Source organism: Propionivibrio sp. (assembly GCF_017995515.1).
Classification (GTDB): Bacteria; Pseudomonadota; Gammaproteobacteria; order Burkholderiales; family Rhodocyclaceae; genus Propionivibrio.
Genome location: NZ_JAGOIT010000146.1, coordinates 1 through 6,072, shown reverse-complemented (window position 1 = coordinate 6,072; position 6,072 = coordinate 1). Strand labels below are relative to the sequence as shown.

The 6,072-nt window shown below is 62.6% G+C and carries 6 protein-coding genes and 1 pseudogene; 1 reads left to right on the top strand and 6 read right to left on the bottom strand.

The features are described from left to right. The 5 genes from KBA32_RS16060 to KBA32_RS16040 all read right to left on the bottom strand — a co-directional run. On the bottom strand, positions 1-404 hold a 404-nt coding region (locus KBA32_RS16060; RefSeq protein ID WP_367113793.1), incomplete at its 3' end, for a 2-keto-4-pentenoate hydratase. 194 nt (positions 405-598) lie between these two features. Further along, the gene (locus tag KBA32_RS16055) at positions 599-1,444 is read right to left on the bottom strand and encodes an alpha/beta fold hydrolase (RefSeq protein ID WP_294361155.1); all 846 of its coding nucleotides are present in this window, start codon (positions 1,442-1,444) and stop codon (positions 599-601) included. A gap of 10 nt (positions 1,445-1,454) precedes the next feature. Next, positions 1,455-2,909 (bottom strand): 2-hydroxymuconic semialdehyde dehydrogenase, encoded by a 1,455-nt coding sequence (locus KBA32_RS16050; protein ID WP_294361154.1) that lies wholly within the window; start codon positions 2,907-2,909, stop codon positions 1,455-1,457. Between the two features lie 194 nt (positions 2,910-3,103). Then, entirely contained in the window at positions 3,104-3,538 is a 435-nt protein-coding gene (locus KBA32_RS16045; protein ID WP_294361152.1) for a heme-binding protein, read from the bottom strand. Next, entirely contained in the window at positions 3,538-4,464 is a 927-nt protein-coding gene (locus KBA32_RS16040; protein ID WP_294361150.1) for a catechol 2,3-dioxygenase, read from the bottom strand. The genes KBA32_RS16045 and KBA32_RS16040 overlap by 1 nt, the downstream gene beginning before the upstream one ends. Positions 4,465-4,702: 238 nt before the next feature. Between KBA32_RS16040 and KBA32_RS16035 the strand changes: the two genes are divergently transcribed. Then, a complete protein-coding gene (locus KBA32_RS16035) occupies positions 4,703-5,395 on the top strand; it encodes an FCD domain-containing protein (protein ID WP_294361148.1) in 693 nt (230 codons plus the stop codon). Positions 5,396-5,463: 68 nt separating this feature from the next. On the opposite strand, the pseudogene KBA32_RS16030 reads toward KBA32_RS16035, so the two are convergent. After that, positions 5,464-5,754: pseudogene (locus tag KBA32_RS16030) on the bottom strand (IS3 family transposase); the annotation flags it as partial. Positions 5,755-6,072 lie beyond the last annotated feature (318 nt).

Sequence of the window (6,072 nt, the reverse complement as noted above, 5' to 3'; positions counted from 1 at the left end):
GCCATCACGCCCTCGGTCGCGGCCAGGATGTCAGCCGCCGTCAGGCCCGGCCCCATCAGATCCTTGTTCATCAGGAAGGCGATTTCGCCTTCGGCCTTGGGCTGGATCAGCGAGTCCATCGGGATCGACTCGCCCTCGTTGTACACCATGCCGTCGAGCAGGTAGCCGAAGTCCGGCTGACCGACGCCGAGCATGTTCATCACCGCCTTGCTGGTGACGCCGATCTTCTTGCCGACGACCTTCTCACCCTTCTCGATGCGCCGCGCCAGCATGCGCTGCTGGATGTGGTAGGCGTCTTCGATGGTGATGTCGAAGCCGCGCGAGGTGAGCGGGCTGACGGTCTTGCCGGCGGTCAGCGCTGCGTAAAGTTCGTCGCCCAGTTGCGTAATCTGTTGTTGGTCCATAGTCGCTTTCTCTATGTGTTGAAATCATCAACGTTCGTAAATGTCGCCGGCCGTTATTCACCACCGCTCGCCCTGAGCCTGTCGAAGGGCGAGATGTCCGTTGGTGCACCCGTTCATGCCTTCGGCAGGCTCAGGGCAGGATTCGACGAGCTCACCACGAACGGTAGATGGGTTGTCGGTCACTCTTACGAGACTCACTGGTTTTCCGCCAGAAAGTCGCCAACCAGCCGGTTGAAGCGTGCCGCGTGTTCGATCTGCACCCAGTGCCCACAGCGCCCGAAAATATGCGCCTGCGAGCGGCTGATCAGATGGTTGAGACGCAGCGCGTTGTCCGGCGGAATCACCAGGTCGTCGCGGCCGTGAATGATCAGCGTTTCATGCGGCAGCGCCATGATGTCGGCGTAGTTGCTGGCGAGTGCATCGACCCAGCGCTGGCGCGGCGCCGGGAACATCGCGGCGAACGCCTCCTGGAAACCGGGCTGGATGCTCGCCCGATAGCGCAGTTCGGCCAGTTCGTCGGTCGCCAGCGCGCGGTCGTAAGCAAAGAGATCGAGCAGGCCGCGCATGGCCTCGAACGACGGCTGGTAGCCCCACACCGCGTCGAGCGCCGGCGTGATCTGGAACGGGATGCCGACGCTGCCCATCAGCACGAGCTTGCGCACGCGTTTGGGGTGGCGGATCGCCAGCGCCAGCGCGATCGCGCCGCCAAAGGAATTGCCGACCACGTCAGCCTGCTCGACGTTCAACGCGTCGAGAACGCCGACGGCGTGTGCCACCCAGGCGTCGAGTCCGTACTGAACGCCCTGTGGACGTTCGGTATAGCCGAAGCCGACGAGGTCCGGCGCCAGCACGCGCGAGCGCTTGGCGAGTTCCGGGATGGTCAGCCGCCAGTTGGCCCACGCCGTGACGCCGGGGCCGGAGCCGTGGATCAACAGCACGGATGACGATCCAGGCGCGCCGTCGCCGGCGTCGTGGCAGTTGGTGCGGATTCCGGCCGCGACGATGCTGCGGCCGATTTCGGGAGAAGACGAAGCGTTCATTGCCGGTTGCTCAGAGCTTGATGCAGATGTTCTTGAGCTCGGTGTAGAACTCAAGCGAATGCACGCCGCCTTCGCGGCCGATGCCCGACTGCTTGGCGCCGCCGAACGGCGTGCGCAGGTCGCGCAGGAACCAGCTGTTGACCCAGACCAACCCGACTTGCATGCGCGCAGCGACGCGGTGCGCGCGCGTCACGTTGGTCGTGTAGATCGACGCGGCGAGGCCGTACTCGGTGGCATTGGCGCGCTTGATCACTTCCTCCTCGCTGTCGAACGGCATGACCAGCGCGCACGGTCCGAAGATTTCTTCGCGCGCAATCGCCGCCTCGTCACCGACGCCGGTCCAGATGGTCGGCTGAATCCACGCACCGTTGGCCAGTTCGCCCGGCATCTCGGGAATGCCGCCGCCGGTGACGACGGTCGCGCCTTCGGCGACGGCCTTCCTGCAGTACGAGAGCACCTTGTCGCGATGTTCCTGGCTGACCAGCGGCCCCATATTGCTTGCGGGATCGTCGGGCACGCCGAGCTTCAGCCCTTCCGCGCCCTGCTTCAGCGCGGCGACGAAGGTGTCGAACAGCGGCCGTTCGACGTAGACGCGCTCGGTGCCGAGGCAGACCTGGCCGCAATTGGAGAAGCACGAGCGCAGCGTCGCTTCAATCGCCACGTCGAGATCCGCGTCGGCGAAGACGATCGCCGGATTCTTGCCGCCCATTTCCAGCGAGACCGGCCGGCCGCCGTCGGCCGCCGCTTTCATGATCGCCGCGCCGGTGCGCGTTTCGCCGGTGAAGGTGATGGCGTTGACGCCCTGGTTGGTGGTCAGGAATTCGCCGGCCGAGTTCGGGCCGAAGCCATGCACGACGTTATAGACGCCCTTCGGCACACCGCAGGCGTTCATCACTTCGCCGAGCAGCGTCGCGGTCGAGGGCGTCTCTTCCGAGGGCTTGACCACCACGGTATTGCCGCAAGCCAGCGCCGGGCCGACCTTCCAGGTCATCAGCAGCAACGGCAGATTCCAAGGGCAGACGACGCCAACCACACCAACCGGCCGCCGCACCGAATAGTTGAGCGCGCCGCGCCCGTCCGGCGTCGCCATCTCGAACGCTTCGGTCGGCGCGTTCTTGATCACGTCGGCGAAGATCTTGAAGTTGGCCGCGCCGCGCGGGATGTCGATGTGGCTGGCGAGGCTTTTCGGCTTGCCGGTATCGGCGCATTCAGCGGCGAGGAACTCGTCGAAGCGGCGCGTGATCTCGTCGGCGACCTTGTTCAGGAGGTCGGTACGTTCGTTGACCGTCATCCGGCCCCACGGCCCATCGAGTGCCGCGTGTGCAGCGGCGACGGCCGCGTCGACCTCGGCCTTGCCGGCTTCGTGCACCCTACCGATGACCGAGTTATCGACCGGCGTGCGCTTCTCGAACTGTTTCGCCGTGGCGACAAACTCGCCGTTGATGAAATTCAGGATCTGTTTCATTGCGTTGATTTCCTTGTTGTTCCCGTTTGCGCCTATTGAAGTTCGTGTAAGCGACTGACAGCCCTCAACCACCGTTCGCCCCGAGCCTGTCGAAGGGCGAGATGCCCGCCTCCGGGGTCCGTTCATGGTTCGACAAGCTCACCACGAACGGTAGACAGGCGGCGGTTACCTCTACGATTCTCAATATCGAGACCTCAGCCCATTCCAATCGCCGCCAGCCCGGCCCGCGCACATTCCTCGTCCTGCGCCTCCGAAGCCCCCGAGACGCCGATGCCGCCGATCCAGTCTCCGACCGTTTCCTTGCCAGCGATCGGCAACCCTCCGCCGAAAACAATCAGCCGAGGCCTCGCCGAAAAGCCAAACTTCATCCCCTCATCGTTCCCGATCGCCGGCATCCAGTTCTTGGTCGAGAAGCCGAAGCTCGCCGCCGTATAGGCCTTGTCGATGGCGATCTCGATCGAATGGAGGAAGGCGCCGGGCATGCGCAGGAAGGCCATCAGGTTGCCGCCGCGATCGACGACGGCGGCGTTGATCTTCCAGCCGTTGGCCTCGGCGTAGGCGACCGCAGCCTGCACCGCCGTCGCCGCCGCCTCGACCGAAATCCCGGGCATCTGGACGGCGACTTGCATCAGGTCACCACGCTCAGGAAGGCTTCGTTGAGCTTGCGGTCGTGGTAGAAGATCGCCGCGCCGACTTCTTCCCAGTTCCACGTCACCGGATGCATGTCGGGGTAGAAGTCGTAGCCGCCGCAGAAGGTCTCAAGGCGGTTGCCGGACGGATCGAAGAAGTAGATCGTCGTGCCGCGCGTGATGCCGTGGCGCGTCGGGCCGATGTCGATCGAGACGCGGTTCATCGACATGATGTCGGCGGCGCGCAGGATCTGTTCCCAGGAATCGAGCTTGAACGAGACGTGGTGCATCTTGTCGTCCTCGCCGTGGCGCACCATCGCGATGTCGTGCGCCTTGGCCGAGCAGGTCAGCCAGGTCGCCAGGTCGGTTTCGCCGTCTTCGAGCTTGACGCGCTCGACCAGCGTGAAGCCGAGCACCTTCTCGAACAGCGCGCGATTGCCGTCGATGTCACCGCCGTAGATCAGGCAATGATCCATGCGCGAGGGGCCGATGCCCTTCAGGTCCGGCACCCAGGGCGCCGGGTTGGTGTAAGGCTGGCCGTTGCCGACGTCGGTCTTCTCGGCGTACAGCTCGATGGTGTGGCCGGTCGGAATCTTGAAACGCACGCGCTCCCCGGTTTCGAGCATCTCGCCGGCCGGGATGCGCTCAGTCTTCACGCCATACGCTTTCAGATCGGCGTCGAGCTTTTCCAGCGTCGCCTTGTCGAGCACCTTGAAGGCGAAGAAGTCCATCCCGGCGCGGTCGGCCTGGCGCAGTACGACGCTGTTGTGGTCACGCTCGTCCCACGCCTTGAAGTACACGCGGCCCTGGCTGTCGCGACCTGTCTCGATCAGGCCCAATACGTTCGTGTAGAACTCAACACTCTCTTCCATGTCCAGCACGCGAATCTGCGCATGCCCCGGACGCAAAACCCCTGTCATCGCCATCGTCTTTTCCTCTCCAAAACCCGTTCAGTGGATAAAAGCTGCCTGACTGCGCTTTCAAACCGTTATTCCAAACTTCCAAACCGTGTTCATCTCGCCGGTTTTGTTATCGTGAGTGAAACGATATTCTTGACGTTTATCGATGTCAAGACATTTTCTCGAGATTTTTAAAAATAACAAACAAATTTACGTATCGGGTAGAATCCGAAGACATCGAGTAACCAGACCACAGTGACTTGCCATGTCGAATCGCACACAAAAATCGAACCCGGAGCCCAGGACGCTCGTCGAATCGGCCTATCGCAGCCTGCACAGCGACATCATCGAAGGCACGCTGCCGCCGGGTGCGAAGCTTCGCGTCGAACATCTCAAGGACAACTACGGTGTCGGCGCTGGTACGCTGCGCGAGGCGCTCTCGCTACTAATTTCGGATTCGCTGGTGGTCAATCAGGGACAGCGCGGCTTCCGCGTCGCGCCGGTGTCGCTGGAGGATTTCGAAGACATCACCAACACGCGCGTGATGCTGGAAAGCGAAGCCTTGCGCCAAGCCATCGCGCTGGGCGACGAAGTCTGGGAAGGCGACCTGCTCGCCGCCTTCCACCTGCTGTCAAAAGCCGAAGAACGACTCGCCGACTCGGAGGGCCGTGACGAGTGGGAAGAGCGCAACCGCGTCTTCCACGAAGTCCTGATCGCCGCCTGCCCGTCGCGCTGGATCAAGCACTTCATCGGCATTCTCTACCACCAGGCCGAACGCTACCGCCGCCTCTCCCTATCGCTCCACCCCATCCCGCGCGACGTGCACGCCGAACACCAGGGCATCTTCGACGCGACGATGGCGCGCGACGCGGAGAAGGCAACGGCCTTGCTGACCGAGCACATCGTGTCAACGTTCAGGTCGTTAAAGGCGTTGCCGGAGATGGGGGAGCAAGGGTGATCCTTGCGTGGTCGGTGCAATGCGCGTTGTGAGGTTCCCTCGGTTTTTCGTCTGCCAAAGGGTGGATTTCATGCTACCAATTTTTCCTGATGCTGCAGCCTGATCCATTTCTCCAGAAACTGCATGGGCGACTTGTAGCCGAGGGTCGGATGTTGACGCTTGCGGTTGTAGAAGACCTCGATGTATTCGAAGCTCGCTGCTCTCATGTCGGCATGGGTGGCATAGCGAATGCCATGCACCCGCTCATTCTTGAAGCTGTTGAACCAGCTTTCCGTCGGCGCGTTATCCCAACAGTTCCCTTTCCGGCTCATTGAGCAGCTCATGCCGTATTCCTTAAGCTTGTCCTGAAACGCATGGCTGGTGTTAACGGCGCTTTAAATCCGTAGAAATATGGCGTCGACGGCGGGGGGGGGCACAACCGAACGTATTTTCGAAGGGTTTAGAAAGCGCCCGCAGGGCTCCCGGCGGGATGATCGCGAAGTGATCAGACTGTCTGGCAAGCGTAGCGCGGCAGGCTTTGCGCAAATGGGGTAGAAAGCAAACCGGCCGATGGAGATGCTGGCGCGATCCCGGACCCAACCGCCAAGCCAGAACCGGAGTCGCGCCCGTAGCCGGCAGGCGACGTTGCACGCAGAGTATGTCACGAAGCGGGCGTTGCCATCGAGACCCATGGGCCC